Genomic DNA, 26,704 nt, shown 5'->3' on the forward strand with positions numbered 1-26,704 from the left:
GTTTTTTATTGTTTGTAATTGTATTTGAATTCTTTTAAAATTTTTCCTGTAGTACTATTTTCTCTGACCTCCATTAATCTATTGGCTGTATCATAAATATATACTTCCCTGATTCCTGAGGGCGGGGTGATACTTTTTACACCGATTAAAGGATCATAAGTGTAGGTGCTAATCTGATAGGTTGACAGTCCGGTATTATTTCTGAATAAATCTAAAGCGGAGATCAAAGACTGTTCAGAAGCATCTGTACCTTGCTGAGCATCATTAACAGAGGCATTAACAATATTATCTATCAATGTTTGTGGAATATCTGAGAGTTTTGCGCCTTCTATTTTAGCAATAGGCTGGGTATTATTGTAGCCCCAGATGATCGTGGTTGAAATACCGTTTTTGGTTGTATATTGCTGCAGATTGCCATTAGAATCATATTTATCATAGGTAATCTCGGTAGATGGAATTGTTCCTGTCTGAAGATCGTAGGAAAGAACTGAACTAGGAAACAGATTGGAAGGACTATCATACTTCGTTTCGGATCTTGAAATTATTTTCCCGGTATCACTTTCATTTTGTTTTTTCTTTACAACAGTTCCTAAAGGTATCCCTACCATATTGGCATTAATCAGCTTTGTATTATTCTTCTCATGAGCATACTGGTAAACCGTCTCTTGAGTACCAAGATCCGGGAAAACATTTTTTTGAGCAGTCAGCTGATAATGATCATTACTATCATATGAGAAAGTATCCTTAAAGGTTAAAACCTGATTATTCCTGTACTCATAATTTGTAGTTTTATTTTTTTCAATTTTACCACTGTTAAAATAATAAGGCTTATAGTATATTTTAAAATTATCCCCATAATCTGCAACTAAAAAATTATTATGCGGCAGAGGTTTGTTTACCAGATGAGAAAGATTCATATACATTTGAGCCAGTGGGACAACATAATAATTTCTGTTTTTAGTATAGCCAGTGATTGCTCCGTCTGCAGATTCAAAACCCATCGGGGGACTGATTTCATAAGGAGTATCAAAACCACCGAACTTGTATTCATTCAATTCTTCCTGCAAAAGTCTGTAAGAATTATTGATGTTCTCAAAATATTTTTTTGATATCAAAAGTCCTCTTGACCACTGGTTATCAGTAGGTAAAGTAAAGGGGTATTTTAAGAAATTATTCCCATCGGCAAAATTTGTAAATTCATAATCCGTACGTCCTTTGTTTTCAAGTTCATCACCTTGGTACTCTTTTACATAACTATATCCCATGCTGTTAGACTCCAGAGAAGAGTTTATTGAACCAGCGAAAACACCTTTTGGATCTAAAATGCGAACATTATTGGCATTCAACCCCACAATCCCTACATATTCCTTCATTCCAAATAAATCTCCACTGCCTTTTCCTGTAGGCCCTTTATATTCAAATGTTTTTTTAATTTTTAATTGATTATTATCTAAATATCTGATTTGCCTGATCCTATTTCCTGGTCCGTAGTAAAATGTCTCATTATTAGTACTATTATTTGCTACTTTATAATCTAATATCAGCGAAACACTTTCAGATTCGTTAGAAATTATATCATCCAATGAGCAGCCGTATGCTGTTATACCTAATTTGTATGACGAACCTCCGGTTAATGCTCTGGTCGTAGAAGTACCTTTCACAATGGTTTTATTAGCCCCTATATTGGGGAAAAGAATAACTCTTGTACCATTTTGCTCTACCCAACCGGTGTAATAACTGCATTGCGTAGGCATATTAGGATTTACAAATGCGTGATAATCAAGTGTTATCTTTACTTCTGAATCATACAAGTTGGGATCTATAATAATATCTTTATAGTATGAATTTGTAGCAGTATTGTAATTCGGAAGTATATCTCCTGCTTTTAGAAGAATTTCAGATTTAGTTTGGTATGGAGCGTTAATCGTACCCAATGTCCCCTCCATATTAAAAGTAGGTTTCAGAAGATTATTTTCGTAGGTAAATTCAGTTTTTAATCCTGTAGAATGGTTTATTGATTCTAAGATTCCAGCTTTAGACCCTTCCTCGTTACTTTCTCTGTTGCTTGATAAGTGTCCGTTATAATCAAAAAAATGCAGATAAGACCCGTTTGCAGCATTATTATAATATCCCCACATATCCTGAGATGTTGAAAATCTATTGGGAAGCAAAGTGGTGGTGTAATTATAATTATACTTTTCAATAACCGTATTTTCTTTCGAATAACGGATAGCTTCACTTAAAAACATTCTTTTATTTGAGGAAGTATCTAATAAAGCCAATAGTGAATTCATATTTGGATTCTGGAGTGATTCCTGAATATTATAATTAAATTTAAAGTATTCAATCAAATGATCTTTACTGTCAAAAATCTGAATTTTATCGAGTGCTTTTCCTCCCTGAATGTCTGTACGATTAACAGAAGATGGTAAAAATTTAACTTTTCCTTCAGAAAATTCAATTGATTCCAGAATATATTTATTTTCAATAATCTTAGAAAAGTAGGTATAAACTCCCGGGTTGGTAGGCTGATCACAAGGTGTAGAAATACAAGGATAAACAATCTTGTCGTAATCTTTTTTATAATAATAAGACTCATCCAAAGTATAATTATATTTTATCAGATCACCACTAACAGTCTCAATCTGAATTAAATACCAGGTATCAGTATATGCATCTTCTGAGTTGTCACCATTTAAATCATAAGAATTTAAGGGTGTACCAGTTTGAATATAGCTTTGTATCTGAAGTGAACTTTTAAAAGATTTTGGGCCTAAAGTTCCATAGTGAAACTTATTTCCCTTGTCATCAACGATTACCCAACTGTTCAGTAAAGAATTTTGAGTGGCAGTTGGTGATATTTTATAATCACTAAAAGGCTGTTGAACAATTTTTTTATCGAGTTGGTCAAAGATAAATTTTCCAGAATAACCTGGTGTAGAAAAATAAAACTGATCAGGAACCAAATCTCTTGTTGGCGAGGCAATTGTTTGGTTGTAGACCGCAAATCTCTTTTGAAGATCGCTAAAAAAATTAGTATAACTATCAGTAATCAGATAGCCGTTTGATGAATCATCAGGTCTGTCTCTCACCTGTCTGCTAATCATACCACCATAGCTTAGACTCCATCCTAACCCCACTGTTGAAGCTATATCTTCTACCCTTATTCCTCTTGAATGGTAATCCAATTGAATAGGGATAGCCAGATCCTTTGTCTTTATTGTATATATTGGCAAATTAATATTGACAAGTCCATTATTGAGAGAAACCGGTGTTTCTGTAAATTTAAACACCGATGATGCATCAAGATTAGGTGATTTTACATTGATCTGAGCAGAAACATTTATTGTATAATTCAAAACTATCAATAATAAAATTTTATTTTTCATTTCTTATTTTTTTATCAGTTTAGCACTCGCCGTTTTATTCGCATCCGTTTTTATCGTCACCAGGTAAGCGCCCTGAATTAAATTCTGCGTATTAATCTTCGTCACTTTATTCTTAGTCTTCAAACTCTGAAGCTGTCTGCCACCCATATCATACAACAGAATATCTGCTTCCTTAAATTCATATCCGATTTCCACATAAGCATAGTCTGAAACCGGATTCGGATAAATTTTAATGTCTTGTTTTTCAATCAGCTTATTGATTTGGCTATCACCCAGCTTTACAATCTTCCAGTTCTCTTTTCCCAGTTCTTCTGCGCTGGTTCCTGCAAGAACAATAGAACCGTCCCTGTTCAGTTTAATATCTGAAAGCCTTTCCTCTCTTTTTCTGGATTCTCCTTTCACATGCTTTCTCCACTGTTCATTGCCGTCCTGATCCAGATACAGCATCCAGAAGGTTTCGTCATCTGCTGAGGTTCCTGAGCCTGTCGAAGGACCTTCTGCCTGCGTATATCCGCCTAATAAAATTCCTTTTGAAGATTTATCATCAGCTGAATGCAGAACACTTGTTCCCATTAAAATGTCCCTATTTCCAAAATTGTAAGATTTCTGCCAGATCTCTTCACCTCTTTCGTTAAGTGAGATCAACCACAGATCTGTTCCTTCTTCAATTCCTACAGTTTTATTCCCTGATTTTTCTGATCTGGATTCTCCACCAATCAAATATCCGACGGATGTTAATGCCAGAGTTCTTATATGATCATCTCCTTTTCCTCCAAAGTTCTTTTCCCACTCTACTTTTCCTTCTTTTGAAAGCTTTACAATCCAGTAATCGCCTTCACCGTAGTTATCTGTAGATTTCGGGGTGCGGGATACGGGATACGCGGTAGCTCCAGCCGTTTTATCAACTGAACCCGAAACACGAACCTCGGAACTCCTTGAGTAGATCCCTAGCAATGCTCCTCCATCCTTCGTTGGAATTATTTTCTCCACTTCATCAAGACCTTTTCCACCCAAAATGGTTTCAGAAAGAATTTTTCCGTTCTTGTCAAGTTTAGTGATCAGAACATCTTTGGAACCGTAACCTTTGGAAGAATTCTGGATATTTCCAGCCACAACAAATCCAAAATCTGTAGTCTGAATAACCGATCTGGCTTCCTCATCTGAAGAAGTTCCCAGCGTTTTCTGCCAAAGTTCATCTCCAAATTCATTCAGTCTGATTAACCAGATATCTGAACCCCCTTTTGAATCTTCTTTTTTATCTAATCCTTTTCCGGAATAGGAAGTTCCTGCAATTAAAAATCCTCCTTCTTGAGTAGCTACAGAAGCTGAAAGATAATCATGGTTTTGTCCTGAGAAATACTTTTCCCAGACTTCTTCACCCTGCTGGTTTAATTTGATTAAGTGAAAATCGTAACCGTTATTCTGCTTACTTGCTGTTCCCTGAGGCTCTCGAAGGGAACCTGCCTGAATAGAGCTACCACTTATCAGATACTGCTGATCAATCGTCGTCGTTATCTGGCTTAGAAAATCCTGTGTAGAAGATTTGATGTCCTTCTGCCACAATACTTCCTGAGCAGACAGCCCAAGAAGTGTGCACAAAGTAAATGCACCGGAATAGAATTTCTTCATCTGCTTGTGTATTTTAGTTTAAGATTAGTTTTATAATTTCGCGACAAATTTAACACTTTTTAACGTACCACAAATCTCATTGCCGAGATTTAATGTAAGTTTTAAAGGAATAGAATATTATTCATACTTCCCTTTTAATTTGTGAACAAAATTAACTCTGTGATGCGACAAAACTTGACGTATAAAAATAAAAAGGACTGACCCCCGAAAGAATCAGCCCAAAACATTAACTGTTTATATAGATAGAATTATGATGTCTTATTTCCAGCCTCCACCTAAGCTTTTGTAAATATCTACCACGGTGCTCAGCTGTTTCTGTTTGGCTTCTATCAGCTCCATTTTCGCATCCAGAGCGTCCCTCTGGTTCAGAAGCACTTCAAGATAATCAGCCCTTGAGTTCCGGAACAGTTGGTTCGCAATATCAATAGACTGATCCAGCGCTTTGGTTTCCTGCGATTTCATCTGATAGTACTGGTCAATATTTTTCACCTTCGACATCAGATTGGCCACATCCAGATAAGCATGCAAAATGGTTTTATCATACTCATATAAGGACTGGATCTGTTTCGCATCTGCAGTCTGAAAGTTCGCTTTGATGGCACTTTTGTTGATCAGCGGACCCGCCAGTTCACCCGCTAAATTATAAGCAATAGATTCCGGCATTTTAACCAGATAAGAAGGCTTGAATGCTTCCAGACCTAATGTTGCTGAAATTTCCAGCGATGGATAAAACTCCTTTCTTGCAGCTTCCACATCCAGCTTTGACGCTTTCAATTCCAATTCTGCCTGTTTGATATCCGGACGATTCGCCAGTAACTGGGACGGTATTCCTGTATACACCGTTTGCGGCATCGTAGACATAAAACTCTCCTTCGATCTTACAATAGGCTGCGGATATCTTCCCAGCAATGCATTGATCTGGTTTTCTTTTTCCGTGATATCCTGGCGGATGGTATACTCCGCGGCTTTGGACTTGGCCAGCTCTGCTTCAAACTTCTTCACAGCCAATTCCGTAGCGGCAGCAGCCTCTTTCTGAATTTTAGAAATTTCCAGTGCTCTCTGCTGCAGTTTGATATACTGCTGAATAATATCCAGCTGATTATCCAGTGCCAGCAGCTCATAATAATTATCCGCTACTTCTTCAATAAGATTGGACAGCACGAAATTTTTTCCCTCAACTGTAGAAAGATAATGGGCAACAGCCGCTTCTTTCTCCGTTCTGAGTTTTTTCCAGATATCAATTTCCCAGTTCGCCATCAATCCGCCTTCAAAATTACCCAGCGGATCCGGCATTTCTCTTCCGGGTTCTATTTCTGTAGTGGCATCACCGGCACCCTCACTCGTGTAGCGGCCTGCTTTTTTCAGTCCCGCACCTATTCCGGCAGAAACGGTTGGAGTCAGCTTTCCTTTTTTAGCTAAAACACCGCTTTTTGCAATTTCAATTTCCTGAAGCGTGATCAGTAATTCCTGATTGTTTTTTAAAGCTGTTTCAATTAAGCTTACCAGATTCGGGTCTGTAAAAAACTGTCTCCAGGGAGTTGTTCCACTGTTTACATTCGCATTCTGCTGCTCTTCCTGATTGAAATTCTGAGGGATGTTTTCTTTCACCTCATCTTTTATAACGGTGGCCATAGGCGCTCTACAGCCTGTGAGTACAAGCGATAAGGCGATGGCTGCTATATATTTACTATAAATCTTCATGTTTGTCATCGTGTTGATAAGGTTCAGTTTGTTCTGTTAAAGGATTTTCCTCCTCATATCTTGCCAGTCTTGATTTCTCTGCGATGGTTCCGAAAATATAATACAGCCCCGGAATAATCATCAGCCCGAAAATAGTTCCGATCAGCATCCCTCCGGCTGCGGCAGTACCAATCGTCCGGTTTCCTACTGCTCCCGGCCCGGTTGCCATCACCAACGGAATAAGTCCCGCAATAAAGGCAAACGAAGTCATCAGGATCGGACGGAAACGGATGGCCGCCCCTTCAATAGCCGCTTTCGCAACCGGAATTCCTTCCTCCGCTTTCTTCTGAACCGCAAATTCTACGATCAGTACGGCATTTTTACCCAGCAGACCAATCAGCATCACCATTGCCACCTGAGCATAGATGTTGTTTTCCAGACCTAATAATTTTAAACATAAAAACGCTCCGAAAATACCTGTAGGAAGGGATAAAATCACCGGCAGCGGCAGAATAAAGCTTTCATACTGCGCCGCAAGGATCAGATACACAAATCCAAGACACACCAGGAAGATAAATACTGCCTCATTTCCTCTGCTTACTTCATCTTTGGAAATACCTGCCCAGTCGATACCGAAACCTCTAGGAAGCGTTTTATCCGCAACTTCCTGAATGGCTTTAATGGCCTGCCCGCTGCTGTATCCCGGTGCCGGCGTTCCGCTCACCTCCGCAGAATTGTACATATTATGTCTGGTGATTTCTGACAGTCCATATACTTTTTCCATTCTCATAAAATCTGAATACGGAACCATCTGGTCTTTATCATTTTTCACATATAATTTAAGCAGATCGGTAGGCAGCGCACGGTACTGAGGTCCGGCCTGCACAATCACTTTATAAGGTCTGTCAAAACGGATGAAACTCGTTTCGTAGTTGGACCCGATCAAAGTAGACAGGTTGTCCATTGCATTTTCTATCGTTACTCCCTTCTGTTCAGCAAGATCGTTATCCACTCTAAGCATATACTGTGGAAAACTTGCAGAGTAGAAAGTAAATGCAGATCCGAGTTCTGGACGTTTCTTCAGCTCTTTTACAAAATCATTGCTGACCTGCTCCATTTTATGGTAATCCCCGCTTCCGGCTTTATCCAGTAAACGAAGCTCAAAACCTCCTGCAGCACCATACCCTGGAATGGAAGGCGGCTGGAAGAATTCTATATTGGCTCCCGGAATATTCTTGGCTTTTTCTTCAAGCTTTTCAATAATCTCAGCAGCGGATTCTTTTCGTTCTTCCCAGCTTTTAAGGTTAATCAGGCAGGTTCCGGAGTTGGATCCCGTACCTTCTGTTAAGATTTCGTACCCAGCCAGTGAAGAAACGGACTGCACCCCATCAATATCTTCAGATTCTCTTAATAATTCTTTCGCGATCTGGTTGGTTCTTTCCAGAGTAGATCCCGGAGGTGTCTGGATAATGGCGTAAATCATCCCCTGATCTTCCGCCGGAATAAATCCTGAAGGAAGTGAATTGCTCAGGAAGAAGGTACAGGCACAGAATGCCAGCAATAAAGGAAGTGTGATTGATTTTTTCTTAACGGTTTTGTTAAGCATTTTCTCATATCTTCCGGCTCCTTTCGTGAATAAATTGTTGAATTTATCTAAGAAAATGGTAATCGGGGTTTTCTTTTTAACTTTTCCGTGGTGATTTTTTAAGATCAAAGCACATAAAGCCGGCGTCAGTGTTAAAGCTACAACTCCCGAAAGGATAATGGCAGAAGCCATCGTAATGGAGAACTGACGGTAAAATACCCCAACAGGACCTGACATAAACGCAATCGGAATGAATACAGAGGCCATAACGAGGGTGATTGCGATAATCGCTCCGCTGATCTCATGCATCGCTTCTTCTGTTGCTTTTAACGGTGACAATCCTTTTTCTTCCATCTTCGCGTGAACGGCTTCAATCACCACAATGGCATCATCGACGACGACCCCGATGGCCATTACCAAGGCAAAAAGTGAGATCATGTTCAGCGTAATTCCAAATGCGGACATGACGGCAAATGTACCAACCAGTGAAACCGGAACCGCCAGCGCCGGAATTAAGGTCGAACGCCAGTCTCCAAGGAACAGAAATACCACAATGGCTACCAGAATAAAGGCCTCAAACAAAGTATGAACCACCTTTTCCATGGATGCATCCAGGAATCTGGAAACGTCATAGCTGATGTCGTAGTGCATTCCTTTCGGGAAGTTGTTTTTCTCAAGATCTTTCATCAAAGTTTTTACATTTTTGATAACGTCACTTGCATTGGAACCGTACGATTGTTTTACAGTAATCGCAGCAGAAGGTTTTCCATTTAATGTAGAATAAATATCATACATGGAAGAACCGAATTCTATATCTGCAACGTCTTTTAATCTTACAAATTCGCCGCCCGGTTTTGCTTTCAGGATAATATTCCCGTAATCTTTTTCATTGTTGAAACGTCCGGAATATTTCAGAATATATTCAAAGGATTGAGAACGTTTTCCTGAACTTTCACCTGTTTTACCCGGAGAAGCTTCTAAACTCTGCTGGTTCAGGGATTCCATCACTTCGTCGGCGGAAATATTGTAAGCGGTAAGCCTGTCCGGTTTAAGCCAGATACGCATGGCATATTCCCGGGTTCCAAGGATATCAGCGAAACCTACTCCACTTACCCTTCTCAATTCGGACATCACATTGATATCTGCATAGTTGAAAAGGAATTTCTGGTCAGCTTTGGGATCGTCACTGTACAGGTTAATGTACATCAACATATTCGGTTCTTCACGGGTAATTTTTACCCCTTCACGCACTACCAGCGGAGGAAGTTTGTTGACCACGGAAGATACACGGTTTTGAACGTTTACTGCGGCTACATTGGGATCTGTTCCAAGATCAAATACGATCTGGATGGATGCTTCCCCGTCGTTACCGGCATCGGACGTCATATATTTCATACCCGGAACTCCGTTCAGTCCTCTTTCGAGGGGAATTACTACTGATTTGATCAATAGTTCGTTGTTCGCGCCCGGATATTCTGCGGTGATATTTACTTTTGGGGGTGAAATGGAGGGAAACTGGGTTACTGGAAGTTTTACCAGCGACAGAATCCCCATAAATACAATGATCAGTGAGATCACAATAGACAGAACAGGTCTGCGGATGAATTTCTTAAACATACTGCTTCGTTTTACGAGTAGACTACTCTGCTTTTAGTTTCAATGACTGAAGAACTTTTTTAGGATCCTGGAATTTGATCTGTATTTTCTGATCGTCTTTCACTTTCTGAACACCTTCCAAAAGGATTTTATCTCCTTCTGCAAGCCCTGAACCCACTACATACAGATCAGGGAGTTCATAAGCTACTTTTATATTTCTGGATCTGGCAGTCCCGTTTTTATCAATGATGAAAACATATTTCTGATCCTGAATTTCGTACGTGGCTTTCTGAGGAATAATAAGTGCATTGTGAACCGGAAGTGTCATCTGTACTTTTCCGGTTTCTCCGTTTCTAAGCAGCTTATCAGGGTTCGGGAATTTTGCTCTGAAGGCGATATTTCCTGTTTCGTTGTCAAATTCTCCTTCTATGGTCTGGATTTCACCTTTTTGAGGAAGCATTTCCCCATTGGCCATAATCAGAGATACCTGGTTGCTGCCTCTGTCCGCCGCATGAGTCTGGTAGCTGATATATTCCGGTTCCGAAACGTTAAAATAACTGTACACATTAGTATTGTCTGATAAAGAGGTTAGTAAATCTCCTTCATCTACAAGGCTACCAAGTTTCAGCGGAATTCTATTGATCACCCCAGAAAAAGGGGCTTTGATATCGGTAAAAGACAGGTGGATCTGGGCCAGTTTCATTTCAGCATTGGCAGCATCCAGCTTGGCTTTGGCCATGGCTCTTTCGTTTTTCGAAACAATATTGTTGCCTGCCAGCGTACTGGCGTTCTTCAGTTCTATGGAAGCCTGCTCCACTTCTGCTTTGGCTTTTAATAATTCCGCCTGATAAAGCTGCGGCATAATTCTGAAAAGGGTCTGCCCGGCATGTACATACTGACCTTCGTCTACATAAATTTTTTCAAGAAATCCTTTTTCCTGTGCACGGACTTCAATGTTCTTTACAGACTGGATCTGGGCTACATATTCTTTGTTGATCACCGTGTCCATTTTTACAGGGCTGGTCACGGGATATACTGCGGCTTCTTCTTTTTCTTCTTTCTTCTGACTGCAGCCAACGGTCAGTAAAAGGGTGCTTATCGCAATGCCTGAGGCAACTCTTTTGATCATAATTCTAGAGTTTAATATAAATCGTTAATGTTTTGAATGAAAAGGCGGTAATAGAAGTCCTGCGCCGTGATGATTACCGGCATATACAACGCAGTTGTTCTCCTGGCCGGATTTCGGACAGAAAACAGATCTCGGAAAATGAAATTTTAAATTCTGATAGAACGGATCAGAATGAATGTTTTAACATTGGAATACAGCGAAAGAAAGCCATGAATACAAGGTTTTCTGCTTTTAAAAGAACGAAGTCCAAAAATATAGACCAAACTGAATACACTGGCAAATACAGCAATGATCTGTATGGTATCAGACAGCTGAAAGTCATCTTCAGCAAGCTCCAGCGTGGAATTATCAATATTGTCTGCCATCTGCTGCACCGAAAGCTTTTCGAAGGTTTGGTTCAGGCGGTTGGCTTTTTTGGGCATATGGTGAGAAACATGACCTGAATAGTCATTTCGGAGTGTTTTAACACTAAGCCTGCTCTCTACTACGAAAAGCAGAAAAAGACCGGTTAAAAAGTAAATAATAAAGTTTCTCATTTTGAAGTGGCAAATGTACATTTAGAAAGGTATATCCTCATAGCAGATTAACAAAATTTAACGCTCCTTTAAATTAGCTGAATGAGCCTATTTCTCAGAATTATTATTAAAAATCATGGAAATTAAAAAATAATAAGACCTAACATTTAATGCAGAAAGAAATATTATACAAAAAAACAGTTAACAGAATTCAAAACTCAATACAATATTAATTATTATTTAAAAATATATTATATATTAATATTATTCATAATAATTTGTATATTTATTAAAAATTAATAACAATAAATCAATTATTTAACACAGTTTGAAAACTTAAAAAAAATAATATAACTGTAATTTTTGATTTAATAGTTATTTTTTAAACTAACCAACCATAGAAAATATTAATTATGAAACAAAGAGTCTTTCTTACCGGTCCTTAACTCTGCTCAGGCGAAAACAACCACTACAGCCTGGCCATCTTTTATTTTACGAAATCTTTAATTGTCTCCACTTAAATGAAGACAAGATTTTGGTTTTTCTCAAACTGAACTAATCACCTTAATACTTTTTTTAATATGAAAAACAAACTATTTTTACTAGGATTAACGCTGATTTCATCATTATTTACAGCACAGATCGGAATTAACACCCCCAATCCGCAAAACACCTTCCATGTGGATGGGGCCAAGGACAACTTACCGGTAGGAACCCCCACTTCTACCCAGCAAGCCAACGATTTCATTATTACCTCAACCGGCAGTACCGGAATTGGAACAACAGCTCCGGATGCCTCCGCCATTCTGGAGATCAATTCGCCTGACAGAGGAATACTGGGACCCAGAATCAGCCTTACTTCAGCTACGATGCAGCTCAGCGGAAACCCGAACGCCACAGGTCTTCTGGTATACAACACAGGCCCGGTTCTTCCTTCGGGGTATTATTTCTGGAACGGCTCTGAATGGAGAGTCTTCAATACTTCTTCATCGGGAGGCGGCGGCGGAAACGGACCTATTGCGAGCATTGAGAACATAGCAGTTATGGGACCACTTACAGCAACCACCGATAACGGAAGAACTGGATATGCTCTGGCGATCACCACACCTGACGGGAAATTCTCTGTCCGGACCTTCATCCCCACAAGTTTAGCTTTTTCTCAGGTTAACCTTCAAATCAGAAATAATTCAACCGGCAATGTGGAAATCATTTCCAACGGACACTATCTTTGGAGTGGCGCCGGAGGATATCAGCAAAATCAGCTCAGACTTCCTCCTGGAGCATGGGCAGGTGACAATGCCCTTTCGAGTGCAGCTCTTATTGACGCCACAACCGGCGCAAGAATTCAAACAGCATCCACCAATCCTTATTGGGGAGATCCGGAAACCTACGCAGGAGGGATGCCTGAGCAGAGAATTTATGCATGGACTACCAACAGCGGTACCGACAAGGTGTTTTATAAACTGTATTACATGATGGGCTCATCTTCACCTACAAGTGTAGGAAACGCTACCACCTGCCCGGGAGGCACATGCAGCACAACTAAAGCATTTTTCACCATTGACCAGATCACAGCTCCTTAAAAGCTTTACAAAATACCGATTACAGAGAACTGCATTTTTCAGTTCTCTTTTTTTATGCAACACTTCAAAAAGCAAACTCCCGACGGCATGATTTAAATCATTTTTTACTGGGTATCAGCATTATATAATTTTTAATAAATTTGCACCCAATTAAAACAACAAATGTAACCATGAAAAAAAAATGTACTTTTTTATTCTTAAAACCGGCTGCTTAAAGCAGTATTCCAACGGTAATCTGCATAATCCACCTTTAAAGAACACAGTCTCTTCTACGATTTATAAAAAGACACTGCAAAGAAGCCGTAATGCAGAACAAATAGAAAAATAAGATTAATTTATGTAAAATTAACATATATTTATTAGAAATATTTGTAAATTTATGTAGTATTAATATCACAATTTCATGACACACTTACAAATCACTTATCACTATGAAAAAATTATTCACATCGGTCCTTATCGGGCTGGCAGTCCTTTCCTCAACAGCGTGTAAACATCCGGGCAAAGAAGCGGAAACCGTAACCGAGGCAGTTCCTGAAAACAAAGACGAGATCTCAAAAGATGTTTTCACCGATGCTTATGGAGAAAAAATTGAGGTCACCATCAATCACACAAAAAGTACAGCAACCGTTCATCTGGAGGGTAAAACCTACGATCTTAAAAAAAGCGATGCTCTTCCTGAATACACGGCAAGTAATGAGGAATATCAATACTCTGATATTAAAGGAAATATTACCCTGCTTAAAAAAAATGTAGATATGGTCCTGTTTCACGCCAAACGTGATCCCAAAGGTTCCGGACCTGCAAAAATGGCTTCTTATTAATTGAGGAAATCCACAAAAATCAAACATCACAAAATCATACTATGAAAAACTTATATTATTATTTATCCACGCTGGTTTTGCTCGTATTTCTTACGGCATGCAAAACTCCCCCGGCACAGACTACAACAGCTGATATCATGGGGAAAACATGGAAACTGACGGAGCTGAACGGGCAGCCGATACAGCTTAAAAATCCTAAAAATAACCCTTACTTCAAACTTAATACGGAAGGCATGAGATATGAAGGACATGCAGGATGCAACGGTGTAGGCGGAACTTTTGAGATCAAGCCCGATGCCATGAGAATTAAATTCAACCAGGGAATGTCTACGATGATGGCTTGTGACGATCTTGAAACGGAACAACGTTTCACGAAAGCTTTACTGGCTGCAGACAATTATTCTGTAAACGGAAATACATTGACTTTAAATAAAGCGAGAATGGCTCCTTTGGCTAAATTTGTTCTTCAACCTTAATTGGGAGAGACCAAAAAGCTGATAAAACAGAAAAGGCAAATGGGCAGATAAGCACATTTGCCTTTTTTATTTACCCTGAGTTCGGGATAATATTTGTTTAAAATATCCTGTACGTTTATACTATTTTTAACTAGATATCCGCAAAGCTCTTTTAATTCTTTTATTTTCCGGTCGCAAAGACACTCTGTTAAGACTTCCTATAGAACATATAGCAGATCAGCAGGCTTATATTGACCAGAACGGCAAATGCATTAGACAAAATAATAGGCAGCTCATCTTTCTTAAAACCATACCAAACCCAAAGCGACAGGCCGGAAATAAGAACCAGAAGCATCACCAGAGATATATCTTCCACATTCTTCTCTCTGATCACCTTGATCAGCTGAGGGATCATAGAAATGGAGGTAAGAACCCCTGCAATGATACCCAGAATATTTTCGTCCATAGTTTAATTTTTTTTTGGTTAATGGCTTCTAGCTTTTGCTTATTTAAATCTGTCACTTGAAACTTCTTCGTGCAGTGGAATATTTTCTTCAATAAACTGATACAGGCTGTGAGAGAAATAACAACCATTAAGAATTCCTCTTGCCCCAAGTCCATTGAAAACGTACAGATTATCATAAGTTCCATGTCTTCCTATGATGGGTCTTCTGTCTTTCACAGTCGGTCTGAAACCAAAATTCACTTCTTCCACCTCAAAATCATAGGGATAAATTTCGGACAGCCCATTTACGAGTTGAGCTACTGCGGATTCGTCTACGTGATGATGCAATTGTTCTCTGTCATAGGTTCCGCCATAGAAATGGAGTCCGTTATCCGTCGGAAACAGAAAATGTTTCTTTTTGATCGTTATATCTTCAGGAATAGGTTCTGAAAGTTTTACCTTGATGTGATGTCCTTTGTTCGGAACTACTGCAATATCCGAAAAGAAAGGATTTTCTTTCACACCCATTCCTTCACAGAATATCATATTTTTAAACTGAAGATCTTTGTAGATTCCTTCAGAAGCCTCTACTTTTCCGTAATCAAACTTTTCTTTGATCAGAAGTTCATTTTTTTCTAAAAAATCAAATAGATCCATGAAAAATCCATTTACCTGAAGTCTGGCAGACTGATTGACCTTTCCGGTGTTAAAGTCGTTTTTTACTACCTCTAAATGATCGAATTTTTGATCAAGAAAAGCAGAAAGTTCTTCATTGCCCGATTTTTTCAGCCAGAGCTTCTGTTCGTTCTCATCATGAAAAATTCTGTGGATGGGTGAACTGATCAGATAATTTTTTCCGGTGTAGGATTCTATCTCTGCTAAAGTATCTTTAAGAAAGTCGATCTGTTCCTGCGCTTTCCAGAAAGTCGTGAATTTCTTAAGCACCACAGGGTTGATAATTCCTGCAGAAACCTGAGAAGCACTTTTTCTGCCTTCTGAGAAGAGGACAAAAGATTTGTTGTGCTTTATTAACTGATGAGCGAAAAACAACCCCGCATACCCATCTCCAACGATAATATAGTCTATATGTTTCATAAATAAAAAAACCTGAGTAAAAGTACTCAGGTTTTGTATAAATATCAAGTGAAATCTTAGTAATTCCACATATCATTTTCCATGCTAAGGATCTGACTTTTGATTCTTTCGCTTTCTTCCATCTGATCGTCAGCATCTTTAGGGATATAGTCCTTGATGGTACCGTCACCTAAACCGCTTGATGATTTATAGATTACTGAAGAGAATCTTCTTGCATTGATGATATCATCGAAAGACAGGTCTGCAGAAGAATTTTTTCTGTTGTACACAAAATTGTTTGCCAACACGTCTCTTGCATTCGGATAGAAAATCCAGAACAGGTCGATAAGCTCGTCATTGCTCGCAATAGGCTTACCATCTGGTCCGATAACACCCTGTACAGCAGGATCTGGTCCCATAGCTGCAATACCAAGAGGTCTGTATTTCATCTGCCCGTCTCTCTTATCGATAAACCACATACCCATGATTTTAAGAACTTTTACTTTATCAGTAGTCGTCTTGAAAACGTCGGTATATTCTTTTTTCTCCTGTTCAGTTAATTGTCTTCCTGAGTTAAGGATATCAATAGCAGCATCATTGATGATTACTTTTTCCAATCTTTTCTGAATTCCTTCCGGAGAAAGTTTCACTGTAAAGTTTTCATCATCATAAACCTGCTCGATCTTTCCGCTTAATGCAGCATCCAGTAATAACTGATACAGGGATCTTGTAGGTGTAGCCAAAAGCCCATCCGGATTATCATAGTAGAATGGCTGGTTGATCTTATCATTCATATCAATGATCTCCCAAACAAACATACTCTTATAGATATCTTTATCTTCTACAAAACCGTACTCAAGAGGCTTTACCGTTTTATCAACAATAGTATCACCAACTTTTTGTTTGTTTTCCTCTCTCATCTGTCTGAACTCTTCCGGCGAAGCTGCGTTCAGAATAGTCTGGGAAAAAGCAAATCCCGAAACTAATACTAAAAGGGTGCTAATATATTTTTTCATAATAAATTACAATTTTAGTCCTATGGAATATTAATGATAATAGGAGTAATGTTTTTAATTACCTGGCCATCCAGTCCTTGAGCCGTAACTTTGATATCGAAGATGGAAACTACATCTCCAGATCTAAGATTCTTCACCAGTCCAGCGGCGTCATTCAATGAATTTCCGTGAACTAATAGTGCTGCTCTACCTGGTACTCTCACCATAAACTGCGTTACAGTAAATGAAACCGGGAAGTCAAAGTCAGGAATCGCTGCCTGTACTGTCTGGTTCTGGATTGAACCTGGCGGCATCGCTACGATACTCTGTCCTCTGATCTGACCTTGTGGCGGCGGAACATTCTTAATTCTATATTCAAATACCTGAGATACAGATTTTCCGTAAGGATCAGTTCCTGATAATGTAAGTTTAACCGTATTCCCTGAGGTAGGTTTCACATTCCATTTTCCTGGACCTGTACTTTTCACTGAAGCTCCCGGAGCAGATAATGAAAGTTTAGAATTATCAGCACCTAAGATTGATCCTGAAACAGGGTTCTCAAGTCCTCTATACATTACATTCATTTTATCCGCAGAAAGCAATAATCCTTTTTCAAGTTTTACTTCTCTTGGTCCTGCGATTACGTTATACGTGTGCGTCCATGGGAAACTCTGAGGTTTTCCTGAAGCATCCGTTAAAGTAATTGTTCCTCCCAGTTTGTGCTCGCCGATACCGGAACCTGAAATAGAGGTAATCCCTTTTCCGTTCTCTACTCTGCCTACCCCTGAGATGGCAATCTTGTTACTTGTAGAATAAGTACCCAACATTACTTTTACTTCAGCCTGTTTTCCTGCCTGGATATCTACCGGACCTGAAACAATAGGCTCATAGCTTGAGAATTTGATACTTGCATCCACTTTCTCCTGAAGTAATAATGCCAATGCATCAGACTGTACGTTTCTCGCATCATTCTGGATAATCTCTAAATTAGAGATAGCGGCGATTAACGGCTGGTGATAGAATTTATTCTGAAACCAAGTCTTGTCATTCGGAGATTTTCCTTTTGGATATTCAGCGATCAGAGATTTGTTAGCTCTGTCTACTAAATCTTTCAATTGAGGATTGTTTCCAAAAGTTGCATTGATATAATTTCTTACGTCGTCAATTTTTGCTTTTAAATCTAAAGCTCCTTTTGAAGGCGTATTTTCTTCTCCTTCTTTGAAGAAATATTCTGTAGTCGCTTCATTATTATTCAGCGCTGCGAAATTTTCGCTTACATCAATATCTTTTCCTGTTTTCGGATCTTTATCATGAAAATCCGAAGATTTTTTTAAAGCATCCTTGATCCCCTGTGCCGAAGCCACCAAAACATCAATTTTACCTTTTAAAACTTTATACTGTCCCCAAGGCTGTGCATAAGTATCCGGTACCTGCATCGCTTTAGCCTCAAGCGTTTTTTCGAAAATCTTTTCGTTTTTATTCTCTGTTAAAGTCCTTGTTTCATTCAATGCTCTGGTAGAGTCATAGTATGATCTGATGATTTCTGCATCAATATTTAGGGCCATCATCGCGATGAACACCAAATACATCAGGTTGATCATCTTCTGACGAGGGGTCTGTTTTCCTTGTGCCATTCTCTTTTCTTTTGTTTTAGATTAAGTAGTTAAATTTAGAAATGGTTAGGAATTAAGACTTCATAGCAGTAAGCATACCACCATAAACTCTATTTAAGCTGTTAAGATTAGTTGTTAAACCTTGTAACTCTTGATTGAATTTTTCAGATTGCTCTGCAGACTTCTGCATATCTGCTACATATTTGTTAGCAAATTCAGATTGTCTTTTACCGCTTTCAAGCTGCATTGCGTATAAAGCATTCATACTTTCCATATGCTGAGCAGCTTTGTTAAGCTGATCGTTATATTTATGAGTAGAAGCAGAAACGTCAACAGTCTGGTTGATCTGGTCTACAGAATTAGAGAACTTGTCGATACCGGTTCTTAATCTGTCGAACAACTGAACGTCCAGTTTTGCATCCTGAAGCATTTTGTCTAATTTATTTGAAAGAGAATTTTCTAATTCTGCAAACTGCTGTGCATTGTTTTTAGATGACACATTAGAATGTAAAGGGTTTGGGTTAGCATGCTTATCTAATAATTCAGGATAAACGTTTTCCCATGCATAAGATTCTTCTGATTTAGGAGGGTCGAATGCGAAAATGATAAAGATAATAGCCTCCGTAATAAGTCCCACTGTAAGAGCGATATTACCGTTAATAGGTCCCAAGGTAATGTGAGTAATTTTAAGCCAAGCTCCAAGAATTACAATTGCAGCACCGAATGAATAAAAGAAATTCATCCAAGCATCTTTAGTCTTAAACATATTAAGTTAGTTTTTTTAATGTTAAATAAAATTGTTATTGAAAAATAATTGTATGGTTAATTATCTGTTAACTCTTCTTGGCTTCACTGCTGCTTCAGGAATATCCTGTACAGTTCTGAATCCGATATAGCTTCTTGCGGAATCTTTTCTTTCCCAATCTCTTGCACCTGTCATCAGGGCATATCCTATATCTTTCCAAGATCCACCTCTTACTGATCTCTTCGTATCCTTTTTATCTTTTGTAGAAGGATTTAACGTGGATGAGAATCCGTAAGAAGAGTTGTTATATGCAGATTCTGTCCATTCAGAAACGTTTCCAGCCATATCAAATAACCCAAATCCATTTTTCTTAAATTTCTTTACTGGAGCTGTATATGTATAAGTACCTTTTTTCTCGTCTTCCATGTAGTTACCTCTCTTAGGTTTGAAGTTGGCAAGGTAGCAACCTCTGTCATCCATTAAATATGGACCACCCCAAGGGTAAGTAGCATTCTGCATTCCGCCTTTTGCTGCATATTCCCATTCGATTTCTGTAGGAAGACGGAATATCAATGGTCTTTGTTTTTTTCTTTTTAAACTTTCGTTGTAATCTGTTTTCAGTTTAGATCTGAAGTTACAGTAAGCTCTTGCCTGATCCCACGTTACCCCTACTACAGGATAATCTTTATAGGCTTTGTGCCAGAAATACTGCTCGAACAATGGTTCGTTGTATGTAAAGTGGAAATCATTTACCCAAACTGTAGTATCAGGATAAATGGCGATGCTTGAACTTTTAAGGTAGTTAGCTCCTCTTTCGTTGTCAGCAAGCGCAGCATCCATATCTCCCCACTGATAGTTGTATTTTAGTTTACTTACGTCTAAAATCCTTTCGTTTCCGATTCTTGAAGAAGCAGGCAAATACATAGATTCCAGAACTTCCGCATATTCTACATCAGGATACTTTCCAGTGCTCCAGTGTAATGGGATTTTCCAGTCTAATTTTTTAGAAGCATCATATCCTCCATCTTCTCTTCCTCCTTGGCCGTCTAAATATTCTTGATAAGGTGTTAAATTTTCTTCTTTTTTAGCAAGATATGCATAGTCACCGATGCTTGCTCCTCTACGTCCGCCTTCTTCACCGCCTTCCCCAGCAGCTTCCGCAAGTAGAGTTCTCGCAATGGAATCTCTTACATAATTGATAAATACTCTGTATTCTGCATTGGTAGTTTCCGCTTCATCCATAAAGAATGAGGAGACAGTAACCGTTTTCAATGATGCTTTTTCAGGGGTATTTGTTGGATCCTGATCAGCAAGACCAGCAACAAATGAACCTGCAGGAATAGCAACCATTCCAAATGGTCTTTCCGCAACAAATGATTTCGTTTTTTCTCTTGGTATCAACTCTCCTTTCGTTCCAGGCTTCCCTACAGAAGAACTGCCACCACCTGAACAAGATACTGATGCTACCGACGCAGACAATAATAAAAGAAATATCCTTTTCATGTTAATTTTTATAATTAAGCCGTAAATATATAATTTTTTTAAGAAACTTTTAAGATTTTTTTTGAAATAACGGAAGAAATCTAAATTTATTTTATTTACAACTCTTTTTTATTCCACGGTCACCGATTTTGCAAGGTTTCTCGGCTGATCTACATTGGCTCCACGGTATACAGCGATATAATACGCTAACAGCTGTAGAGGCACTGATGCAACGATTGGTGAGAAACATTCCGAAGTTTCCGGGATTTCAATAACATAATCCGCCATTGAGCTTACCTGCTGATCTCCTTTATTCACTACAGCAATCACTTTTCCTTTTCTGGCCTTAATTTCCTGAACATTGCTTACAATCTTGTCATAATGCCCTTTTTTAGGCGCAATGATTACGATTGGCATATTCTCGTCGATAAGGGCGATAGGACCATGTTTCATTTCTGCAGCAGGATATCCTTCAGCATGAATATAAGAGATTTCTTTCAGTTTAAGGGCCCCTTCCAATGCAGCAGGATAATTGTAACCTCTTCCCAGATAAAGGAAATTGGTTGCGTTTACAAAGTCTTTTGCAATATTCTGCGTAAGCTCGTGGGTGGTACTTAAAACTTCTTCGATCTTTTTAGGGATAGCATCCAATTCAGAAATTAAGCTCATGAATTCTGCGTTTCCTAGGTTACCATTATGTTTTCCTAATTTGAATGCAATTAAGGTAAGAATGGTAAGCTGAGCTGTAAATGCTTTTGTAGAAGCGACCCCAATCTCAGGACCGGCGTGTGTATATGAACCGGCATCTGTAATTCTTGCAATGGAAGAATCCACTACATTACAAATACCGTATATAAATGCTCCTTTTTCTTTTGCTAATTTTAATGCAGCCATCGTATCAGCAGTTTCTCCGGATTGAGAGATGGCGATAACAACGTCTTTATCTGTAATAATAGGGTTTCTGTATCTGAATTCGGAAGCGTATTCCACTTCTACAGGAATCCTTGCATATTCTTCAATAAGATATTCCCCGATAAGGCCTGCATGCCATGAAGTACCACAAGCAATAATGATAATTCTGTTGGCATTCTTGAATCTTTCCACATGATCCCAGATCCCTGCCATTTTGATAACGCCTTCATCTACAAGAAGTCTGCCTCTCATCGTATCGTGGATAGATTTAGGCTGCTCGAAGATCTCTTTAAGCATGAAATGCTCATAACCTCCTTTTTCAATCTGTTCAAGGCTTAATTTCAGTTCCTGGATCTCAGGCTCAATTTTCGAATTATCGTTAATAGTTCTGATATCTACTCCATTTTCCAATGAAATAGTAGCCATATGACCTTCTTCAAGATAGATCGCTTCTTTTGTAAATTCTACGAAAGGAGAAGCATCAGAGGCGATGAAATATTCTTTATCACCAATTCCGATTGCTAAAGGAGATCCTAATCTTCCAACAACCAATACTCCCGGATAATCTTCGTGAAGCACAGTAATAGCGTAGGCTCCGTATACTTCATTCAAAGCATATCTCACCGCAGTAGGGAAATCTATTTCCGTATTCACATCCATGAAATACTGGATAAGGTTTACCAGAACTTCCGTATCTGTTTCAGATTTAAATGTAAATCCTTTTTCCGTAAGCATTTTTTTAATGGTATCATAGTTTTCTATAATTCCATTGTGTACAAGAGCGATCTTGTTATTGTTTGATAAATGCGGGTGCGAATTTCTATCACTTGGAACTCCATGTGTAGCCCATCGCGTATGTCCCATTCCTATTTTGGCTGTGCCTTTCAACTGCGCTGAAATATTCACCAAATCATCTACCTTGCCTTTTGTTTTTTCTACTTCAAATTTTCTGTCTGAACCTTCTAAAACGATTCCGGCACTGTCATACCCTCTGTATTCTAATCTTCTAAGACCGTTGATTACAATTTCATACGCATCTTGAAATCCTGTATATCCTACAATTCCGCACATATTTTTATTTTGTCTAGTGTTTGTTTATTTTTATCTGTACTATTGTTTAGTACCGTAAATGACTCTTAACTGAATTCTTTTTGGATTTGTTTTGTCTGAACCAACATAAACGCCTCTTTCTGTTTCAAATGCTCTTTTTGTATATCTGTATCCTAACGGGGCAGTATCAGACATAACAAACTTCCCAATGTTTAGCAATAGTAGTTTATTAGTCTTAGTAGTTCCATCTTCCGCCGGTTCCACAATATCCTTTACTGTTTTCGTTACTGTAAATTCATAGTAAGAAGGATTTTTATCCAGATCATATGATCTTAGCCATGTAAAACCTACAGAGGTATCAGCGAGGAATTCCTTCGGAGTAAATACTCCTGACCCTGTTGCAGTTTCTGTTAAAAAAAGAAGAGTAAAATTATCTGCTATTTTTTTATACTTATTGCTCCAGCTTGCAGCATCTGTATAGATTCTGATTTTTGCACTTACAATAGCCGCTTTTTTCTCATTATACTGCTTTTTAAGTTCTGTAATAGTTTCATCCGGTATTTTTACACGTACCGAAGGACCTCCCATTCCCTGAAGATAAAGTTTAGGATCTCCGGTTGTTGTATTGATCATGTCCTTTGCAGTATTCCAGGCAGAACCTATTCTGTTGTATTCATACTGGCCGAGACGTGCATTACCAAGACTTCCTGTTAACAGTAATTTAAAAGTAGACTGTGGTCTTGTAATAGTACCATTGGTGTCCTTCTCGTTGGTGTAATACATGATAATCTCCATATTATCAGGAGCCATCTGTAAAAGATATCCGTCTGTATCGGTTACGGAAAGTCTTATCCCCTTAAAATATCTTGTAAAGTTGGCTGCATCCATCAGCTCCGGTTTCCCGTTCTTGTCAAGAATCTTGGTCTGGAAAAAATCGTTTTTCAAACGGATTCTAAGTCCCGGCTCTGAAGTAAATACTGTTGAATTATCTGATTTTTTGGTAATGGTTTTAGCGGTTACCCGTCCCTCAAGAATACCAGATCCCAAAGATTCTCCGGTACTTACAGACGCATTGGAATATCTGAAAGCATCTGAATTACCATCTAAGAATGTAGTAATTTCATCTACATTGATGTGCATCAGACTATGAGATCCACCGGAACCTAGCTTTGTCTTACCGTATTTAAAAGAAAAATCGGTAGGATATGTTTTTATATCTGTAGAAACAGCTACATTTTCGGTTCCTATCAATATATTTTCGTCTTTAAGCGGACGCGTTACTATCGAATCGGCAGCAGAAGAAATATAAGGTTTCATGACCAATACAACAGAATCTACTTTTGGCGTTTTACCGAAATCAAAATTATCCGTACTCATTCTCAGCTGGGTAAGATAGGATGCTTTCTGCATACCAAACTGCGGCTCGTTGAAAGCCCCTAAAACAGCAAGAGATAAACTTGATCCTGTAGTACTTACCTGGCTTACAAGTCTTCCTGCATCACTTCGGATAGAATCATTATTATTAACATTATAAGCAATAAGGTCATATGAAGTTACATTCCCTTCCGCAGCACCGTCAAGAAACAGCTGCTCACCCAACGAATCCAATTCCGGTTCGCAGTTATAAAGAAGGGTACTTCCGAAAACAGCCACAAAAAGCATGGCTAAAGTCCTTTTAACAGTATGAGTCATTAAAAAAGTGTTTTTAATAAAGTTGGTTTATAGAATCTACGTCCACGTATTCAGATTTCGGAGCTGTTGTTTCATTGAAACCTTTATCCAGATCTTCATCCAGAAATTCATCTCCTTTCACTACCATGTTTACGTAGTTCATACTTTCGATAACGAAGTTTTTGATCGTCGGATTATCTAACGCTTTTAATCCTGAAATATTATCGAATGCTAATTTCTCAGAAATCTTTTTATCCAGATTCGCGTCTTTCTCATTATACAGGGAAAGAACTATTTTGGCGTCTTTGAAATAAGTATCAGATTCGTAATAGGTTTTAAGGTAAATTGGAACGAAAGAAGACATCCATCCGTTCAGGTGGATTACATCCGGAACCCAGTTCAGTTTTTTGATGGTCTCAATAACTCCTCTGGCAAAGAAAATCGCTCTTTCATCATTATCATCAAAAGGATTTCCTTCATCGTCCACATAATATTGTTTTCTTTTGAAGTATTCTTCGTTGTCAATAAAGTATACCTGAAGTCTTTCCCCAGGAAGAGAGGCTACTTTGATGATCAGAGGCTGATCCAGATCATTGATGATGATATTCATTCCTGAAAGGCGGATCACTTCATGAAGCTGGAATTTTCTTTCACTTATTTGTCCAAATCTTGGCATAAAAACTCTTACATCATTGCCTTCATTGTGCATCTTAAGTGCCATTTTGTTTACCACTGCAGCCATATTTGTATCTTCCTGATATGGATACATCTCTGTAGTAATGTACAGTATTTTTTGATTCGGCATAAATTTCTATCTATATTTTTGTAAAAATGCTTTAATGTGCAAAATTACAAAAAAACATCCAACATTATTTTAATTAACATTATTTTACGATAATTCCTATTTTCAAATTATTAAAAACTCATATAATTATGTGATATTTTTAGTATTTTTGAATTAGTATTAAAATAAACTATGGAAGTTATAAAGAACAAGAAAACCCTTCAGGATTTCATTGAAAGACAGAAAGAAATGGGAAAAAAAATAGGCTTTGCCCCTACTATGGGAGCGCTCCATAAGGGCCATCTTTCCCTGTATGAAGAAGCCAGAAAAGATAATGACCTCGTAATTTCTTCAATTTTTGTAAATCCAACCCAATTTAATAATCCTGAAGATCTGGAAAAATATCCAAGAGACATCAACAGGGATATTCTTATACTTGAAAACTCAGGACTGGTGGACGCTGTGTACATCCCAGAAGTAACAGACATTTACCCTGAGAAAGCCGTAAGCCAGCATTATGATTTCGACGGACTGGAAAATGAAATGGAGGGAAAATCAAGACCCGGGCATTTTGACGGTGTAGGAACTGTTGTGGAAGAGCTTTTCAGACAAATCCATCCGGACAATGCTTATTTTGGGGAAAAAGATTTTCAGCAGCTTGCCATTATCAGGAAAATGGTAGAAAAAAAGCAGCTTCCGGTGAAAATAACCGGTGTTCCCATTTACAGAGCCGAAAACGGTCTGGCACTGAGCTCAAGAAACCAAAGACTTCACGAAGACAGAAAAGAAGCCTCAAAAGTTATTTATCAAACCCTGAATAAAGTCAATGACTGGTTCCGTGCCGTAACTATTCCTGAAATCAAAGAAAGGGTAACGGATATTTTCGATCAGCAGCAGGGAATGAAATTAGAATATTTTCTGATCGCTGACGAAGAAACACTGAAAGAAACCGATTTCTTCTATAAAGACAGAAACTATCGTGCATTCATCGTAGTTGTAGTGGATGGAGTAAGATTAATTGACAATATGCACCTTGATTAATATTAAACACGTGTTCAACAAAAACAGAAGGACACACTTCTAATAAAAAACAAAGCTCTGATTCTGTGGATCAGAGTTTTTTATTTTTTTGTACAGTCACTATATAAAAAAATCAAAGGTCTCTTGCGGAGACCTTTGAAACACCAAATCACAAAATATTAATATGAAAAAAATTTACTTTTCAGTAAACTTGTGACCCGGCTGGGATTCGAACCCAGGACCCATACATTAAAAGTGTATTGCTCTACCAGCTGAGCTACCGAGTCGGTCACTTGCTAACGACGGCATTGACCAGCAATGTTATCGTTTTTAAGAGGTGCAAAGATATAAATCTTTTTTTATTCCTGCAATAGGATTTTCAAAGAAATATTAAAAAAATCAAAGGCCTCTTGCGGAGACCTTTGAAACACCAAATCACAAAATATTAATATGAAAAAAATTTACTTTTCAGTAAACTTGTGACCCGGCTGGGATTCGAACCCAGGACCCATACATTAAAAGTGTATT

The 26,704-nt window shown here is 38.4% G+C and carries 19 protein-coding genes and 1 tRNA gene; 4 read left to right on the forward strand and 16 right to left on the reverse strand.

Going from position 1 to position 26,704, the window contains the following annotated elements; translation table 11 throughout:
* Positions 1–5: 5 nt before the first annotated feature.
* From JET18_RS20510 to JET18_RS20535, 6 genes are all read right to left on the reverse strand, one after another.
* Complete coding sequence (locus JET18_RS20510; protein ID WP_202094295.1) at positions 6–3,389, reverse strand: hypothetical protein; 3,384 nt, start codon at positions 3,387–3,389, stop codon at positions 6–8.
* A 3-nt stretch (positions 3,390–3,392) separates the two neighbouring features.
* Positions 3,393–5,018, reverse strand: a complete 1,626-nt coding sequence (locus JET18_RS20515; protein WP_202094296.1) for a T9SS type A sorting domain-containing protein — start codon at positions 5,016–5,018, stop codon at positions 3,393–3,395.
* A gap of 258 nt (positions 5,019–5,276) precedes the next feature.
* Positions 5,277–6,719: a TolC family protein gene (locus tag JET18_RS20520; protein ID WP_202094297.1), complete on the reverse strand. Its 1,443-nt coding sequence runs from the start codon at positions 6,717–6,719 to the stop codon at positions 5,277–5,279.
* Positions 6,706–9,900 (reverse strand): efflux RND transporter permease subunit, encoded by a 3,195-nt coding sequence (locus tag JET18_RS20525; RefSeq protein ID WP_202094298.1) that lies wholly within the window; start codon positions 9,898–9,900, stop codon positions 6,706–6,708. The genes JET18_RS20520 and JET18_RS20525 overlap by 14 nt, the downstream gene beginning before the upstream one ends.
* A 22-nt stretch (positions 9,901–9,922) precedes the next feature.
* Positions 9,923–11,008, reverse strand: a complete 1,086-nt coding sequence (locus JET18_RS20530; RefSeq protein WP_202094300.1) for an efflux RND transporter periplasmic adaptor subunit — start codon at positions 11,006–11,008, stop codon at positions 9,923–9,925.
* 146 nt (positions 11,009–11,154) lie between these two features.
* Positions 11,155–11,544 carry a hypothetical protein gene (locus JET18_RS20535; protein ID WP_202094301.1) on the reverse strand — a complete coding sequence of 130 codons (390 nt, stop codon included), beginning with the start codon at positions 11,542–11,544 and terminating at the stop codon, positions 11,155–11,157.
* A gap of 560 nt (positions 11,545–12,104) precedes the next feature.
* Here JET18_RS20535 and JET18_RS20540 point away from each other — a divergent pair.
* From JET18_RS20540 to JET18_RS20550, 3 genes are all read left to right on the forward strand, one after another.
* Positions 12,105–13,106 (forward strand): hypothetical protein, encoded by a 1,002-nt coding sequence (locus tag JET18_RS20540; RefSeq protein ID WP_202094302.1) that lies wholly within the window; start codon positions 12,105–12,107, stop codon positions 13,104–13,106.
* 431 nt (positions 13,107–13,537) lie between these two features.
* A complete protein-coding gene (locus JET18_RS20545; RefSeq protein ID WP_202094303.1) occupies positions 13,538–13,930 on the forward strand; it encodes a hypothetical protein in 393 nt (130 codons plus the stop codon).
* Between the two features lie 41 nt (positions 13,931–13,971).
* Positions 13,972–14,406: an META domain-containing protein gene (locus JET18_RS20550; protein ID WP_202094304.1), complete on the forward strand. Its 435-nt coding sequence runs from the start codon at positions 13,972–13,974 to the stop codon at positions 14,404–14,406.
* A 187-nt stretch (positions 14,407–14,593) separates the two neighbouring features.
* On the opposite strand, the gene JET18_RS20555 is transcribed toward JET18_RS20550, so the two are convergent.
* The 9 genes from JET18_RS20555 to JET18_RS20595 all read right to left on the reverse strand — a co-directional run bounded on the left by JET18_RS20555 (position 14,594) and on the right by JET18_RS20595 (position 25,177).
* Positions 14,594–14,851, reverse strand: a complete 258-nt coding sequence (locus tag JET18_RS20555; RefSeq protein WP_202094306.1) for a SemiSWEET transporter — start codon at positions 14,849–14,851, stop codon at positions 14,594–14,596.
* A gap of 39 nt (positions 14,852–14,890) precedes the next feature.
* Positions 14,891–15,925 carry an NAD(P)/FAD-dependent oxidoreductase gene (locus tag JET18_RS20560; protein ID WP_202094308.1) on the reverse strand — a complete coding sequence of 345 codons (1,035 nt, stop codon included), beginning with the start codon at positions 15,923–15,925 and terminating at the stop codon, positions 14,891–14,893.
* A gap of 56 nt (positions 15,926–15,981) precedes the next feature.
* Positions 15,982–16,920, reverse strand: a complete 939-nt coding sequence (porN, locus tag JET18_RS20565; RefSeq protein WP_202094315.1) for a type IX secretion system ring subunit PorN/GldN — start codon at positions 16,918–16,920, stop codon at positions 15,982–15,984.
* 20 nt (positions 16,921–16,940) lie between these two features.
* The gene (gene porM, locus JET18_RS20570; protein WP_202094318.1) at positions 16,941–18,533 is read right to left on the reverse strand and encodes a type IX secretion system motor protein PorM/GldM; all 1,593 of its coding nucleotides are present in this window, start codon (positions 18,531–18,533) and stop codon (positions 16,941–16,943) included.
* Positions 18,534–18,585: 52 nt separating this feature from the next.
* A complete protein-coding gene (porL, locus tag JET18_RS20575) occupies positions 18,586–19,278 on the reverse strand; it encodes a type IX secretion system motor protein PorL/GldL (protein WP_202094320.1) in 693 nt (230 codons plus the stop codon).
* A 60-nt stretch (positions 19,279–19,338) separates the two neighbouring features.
* Complete coding sequence (gene porK / locus JET18_RS20580; RefSeq protein ID WP_202094322.1) at positions 19,339–20,760, reverse strand: T9SS ring complex lipoprotein PorK/GldK; 1,422 nt, start codon at positions 20,758–20,760, stop codon at positions 19,339–19,341.
* A gap of 108 nt (positions 20,761–20,868) precedes the next feature.
* A complete protein-coding gene (gene glmS, locus JET18_RS20585; protein WP_202094324.1) occupies positions 20,869–22,722 on the reverse strand; it encodes a glutamine--fructose-6-phosphate transaminase (isomerizing) in 1,854 nt (617 codons plus the stop codon).
* Between the two features lie 39 nt (positions 22,723–22,761).
* Complete coding sequence (locus JET18_RS20590; protein ID WP_202094325.1) at positions 22,762–24,393, reverse strand: DUF4270 family protein; 1,632 nt, start codon at positions 24,391–24,393, stop codon at positions 22,762–22,764.
* A 13-nt stretch (positions 24,394–24,406) separates the two neighbouring features.
* Positions 24,407–25,177 (reverse strand): glycogen/starch synthase, encoded by a 771-nt coding sequence (locus JET18_RS20595; RefSeq protein ID WP_202094326.1) that lies wholly within the window; start codon positions 25,175–25,177, stop codon positions 24,407–24,409.
* A gap of 171 nt (positions 25,178–25,348) precedes the next feature.
* On the opposite strand from JET18_RS20595, the gene panC reads away from it, so the two are divergent.
* On the forward strand, positions 25,349–26,197 hold the full coding sequence (panC, locus tag JET18_RS20600; RefSeq protein WP_202094327.1) for a pantoate--beta-alanine ligase: 849 nt from the start codon (positions 25,349–25,351) through the stop codon (positions 26,195–26,197).
* Positions 26,198–26,390: 193 nt separating this feature from the next.
* On the opposite strand, the gene JET18_RS20605 is transcribed toward panC, so the two are convergent.
* Positions 26,391–26,463, reverse strand: a tRNA-Lys gene (locus JET18_RS20605).
* Positions 26,464–26,704: the final 241 nt, after the last annotated feature.

This window comes from Chryseobacterium endalhagicum, assembly GCF_016745235.1.
Classification (GTDB): domain Bacteria; phylum Bacteroidota; class Bacteroidia; order Flavobacteriales; family Weeksellaceae; genus Chryseobacterium; species Chryseobacterium endalhagicum.

Bases quoted from the DNA above. Each gene is read 5' to 3' on its own strand.
- JET18_RS20510 (WP_202094295.1), bottom strand. From the start codon at position 3,389: ATGAAAAATAAAATTTTATTATTGATAGTTTTGAATTATACAATAAAT.
- panC (WP_202094327.1), top strand. From the start codon at position 25,349: ATGGAAGTTATAAAGAACAAGAAAACCCTTCAGGATTTCATTGAAAGA.
- porM (WP_202094318.1), bottom strand. From the start codon at position 18,533: ATGGCACAAGGAAAACAGACCCCTCGTCAGAAGATGATCAACCTGATG.
- glmS (WP_202094324.1), bottom strand. From the start codon at position 22,722: ATGTGCGGAATTGTAGGATATACAGGATTTCAAGATGCGTATGAAATT.
- JET18_RS20590 (WP_202094325.1), bottom strand. From the start codon at position 24,393: ATGACTCATACTGTTAAAAGGACTTTAGCCATGCTTTTTGTGGCTGTT.
- JET18_RS20540 (WP_202094302.1), top strand. From the start codon at position 12,105: ATGAAAAACAAACTATTTTTACTAGGATTAACGCTGATTTCATCATTA.
- JET18_RS20560 (WP_202094308.1), bottom strand. From the start codon at position 15,925: ATGAAACATATAGACTATATTATCGTTGGAGATGGGTATGCGGGGTTG.
- JET18_RS20515 (WP_202094296.1), bottom strand. From the start codon at position 5,018: ATGAAGAAATTCTATTCCGGTGCATTTACTTTGTGCACACTTCTTGGG.
- JET18_RS20545 (WP_202094303.1), top strand. From the start codon at position 13,538: ATGAAAAAATTATTCACATCGGTCCTTATCGGGCTGGCAGTCCTTTCC.
- JET18_RS20530 (WP_202094300.1), bottom strand. From the start codon at position 11,008: ATGATCAAAAGAGTTGCCTCAGGCATTGCGATAAGCACCCTTTTACTG.
- JET18_RS20535 (WP_202094301.1), bottom strand. From the start codon at position 11,544: ATGAGAAACTTTATTATTTACTTTTTAACCGGTCTTTTTCTGCTTTTC.
- JET18_RS20525 (WP_202094298.1), bottom strand. From the start codon at position 9,900: ATGTTTAAGAAATTCATCCGCAGACCTGTTCTGTCTATTGTGATCTCA.
- porN (WP_202094315.1), bottom strand. From the start codon at position 16,920: ATGAAAAAATATATTAGCACCCTTTTAGTATTAGTTTCGGGATTTGCT.
- porK (WP_202094322.1), bottom strand. From the start codon at position 20,760: ATGAAAAGGATATTTCTTTTATTATTGTCTGCGTCGGTAGCATCAGTA.
- JET18_RS20555 (WP_202094306.1), bottom strand. From the start codon at position 14,851: ATGGACGAAAATATTCTGGGTATCATTGCAGGGGTTCTTACCTCCATT.
- JET18_RS20550 (WP_202094304.1), top strand. From the start codon at position 13,972: ATGAAAAACTTATATTATTATTTATCCACGCTGGTTTTGCTCGTATTT.
- JET18_RS20520 (WP_202094297.1), bottom strand. From the start codon at position 6,719: ATGAAGATTTATAGTAAATATATAGCAGCCATCGCCTTATCGCTTGTA.
- JET18_RS20595 (WP_202094326.1), bottom strand. From the start codon at position 25,177: ATGCCGAATCAAAAAATACTGTACATTACTACAGAGATGTATCCATAT.
- porL (WP_202094320.1), bottom strand. From the start codon at position 19,278: ATGTTTAAGACTAAAGATGCTTGGATGAATTTCTTTTATTCATTCGGT.